Genomic DNA, 1,683 nt, shown 5'->3' with positions numbered 1-1,683 from the left:
GGGCAGAAACTTTTCAGAAAAATCGGGGAAGAAACGGCTGTCCTTGTGAAAAAATACAAAGGGTCACTAAGCGGTGAACATGGTGACGGGCGTTTGCGTGGGGAGTTTATCCGGCTGATGGTGGGAGATGGGAATTATTCATTATTCAGAGAGTTGAAAGAGACCTGGGATCCTCAACATCTTTTTTAATCCGGGAAAAATTGTGGATACACCACCGATGGATACGCATTTGCGATATCGTCCCGGCGTGGATACCCCTGACATCAAAACGGTTTACGATTTTACCCGCGAGAAAGGGATTGTCAGGGCTGCTGAGTTTTGTAATGGCTCCGGTGACTGCCGAAAAACACACCTTTCAGGAGGAACTATGTGCCCCAGTTATATGGCTACCCGCGATGAAAAACATACCACCCGTGCACGGGGCAATGTTCTTCGTGAATACTTGCGGAAGCCTTATGTAAAAAATCGTTTTAATCACAATGAGATATTCGGGGTGATGGATCTTTGTCTTTCGTGTAAGGCTTGTAAATCTGAGTGTCCGTCGGGTGTGGATGTGGCCAAACTGAAATCTGAGTTTCTCCAGCACTATTATGAAGCCAACGGAGTCCCTTTCCGTTCCCGATTGATTGCCAACTTTGCTAATCTGAACCGTCTGGCTTCTATCTGGCCCGCCATTTACAATTTTACTGTTTCAAACGCTTTTGCAGCAGGGATATTTAAACGGATTTCAGGATTCGCAACGCAACGTTCATTGCCCTTACTTGCAAAGACAACCGTGGGGAGTTGGTTTCAAAGACATCAGGCAGATTTAAAGCACGAACGCCAGAAGAGGAAGGTGTACTTGTTCAATGATGAATTTACCAATTTTAACGATGCCGGGACGGGAAAACATGCAGTATTGTTGCTGGAGCATCTGGGTTACGAAGTGATTTTACCCGAACATGCAGAGAGTGGCAGAGCACACATTTCTAAGGGACTTCTAAAAAAGGCACGTGAAATTGCGATTAATAATGTCATGAGCCTGAGAGAAATTATTTCTGAGGAGACTCCTCTGGTGGGGGTTGAGCCATCAGCCATCCTAACGTTTCGTGACGAGTATATCGATCTTGTAACGGATGACCTGAAGTTGGATGCACAGAATCTTGGGGAAAATGCTTTGCTATTCGAAGAGTTTATCGTCAGAGAAATGAAGAAAGGCCATATCACATCTGCGAGTTTTACCACCGATCATAGAAATATAAAACTGCACGGCCACTGTCACCAAAAAGCCATTGCTTCTCAGGTTCCAACGGTTCAGATGCTAAGTTTGCCCATCAATTATGAAGTGGAGGTTATTCCTTCCGGATGTTGTGGCATGGCCGGTTCGTTTGGTTATGAAAAAGAGCATTACGTCATTTCCATGAAAATTGGTGAACTGGTTCTTTTTCCCGCTATTCGTGGAAAAGAGCCCGATGTATTGATTGCTGCTCCCGGAACCAGTTGCCGGCATCAGATAAAGGACGGAACCGGAGAGACGGCTCTGCACCCGATTGATATTCTGTATCAGGCTTTAAGATAAAAGTTAATCAGTCAGTAGTGGGGGTTGCCTAAATAGTCATTGCCTTCGTGTTGTTTGTCATTCTGAGCATGCGAAGAATCTCTGATAAAAGTACCTATTGCTTTGGGGCAATTCTGTTTTTTTCC

At 45.0% G+C, this 1,683-nt stretch carries 2 protein-coding genes; both read left to right on the top strand.

Going from position 1 to position 1,683, the window contains the following annotated elements; genetic code table 11:
* Nucleotides 1-189: FAD-linked oxidase C-terminal domain-containing protein (locus QZZ43_RS10675; RefSeq protein WP_291858861.1), on the top strand; the 189-nt coding region annotated here is incomplete at its 5' end.
* Nucleotides 190-202: 13 nt separating this feature from the next.
* Nucleotides 203-1,558, top strand: a complete 1,356-nt coding sequence (locus QZZ43_RS10670) for a 4Fe-4S dicluster domain-containing protein (RefSeq protein ID WP_291858858.1) — start codon at nucleotides 203-205, stop codon at nucleotides 1,556-1,558.
* The last annotated feature ends 125 nt before the right edge of the window (nucleotides 1,559-1,683 follow it).

Origin of the sequence: Marinilabilia sp., from assembly GCF_016278715.1 — a bacterium.
In the GTDB taxonomy this organism is placed as follows: Bacteria; Bacteroidota; Bacteroidia; order Bacteroidales; family Marinilabiliaceae; genus Marinilabilia.
Note: the sequence above shows the minus strand (reverse complement) of the source record. Positions and strands in the feature narration are given on the sequence as shown.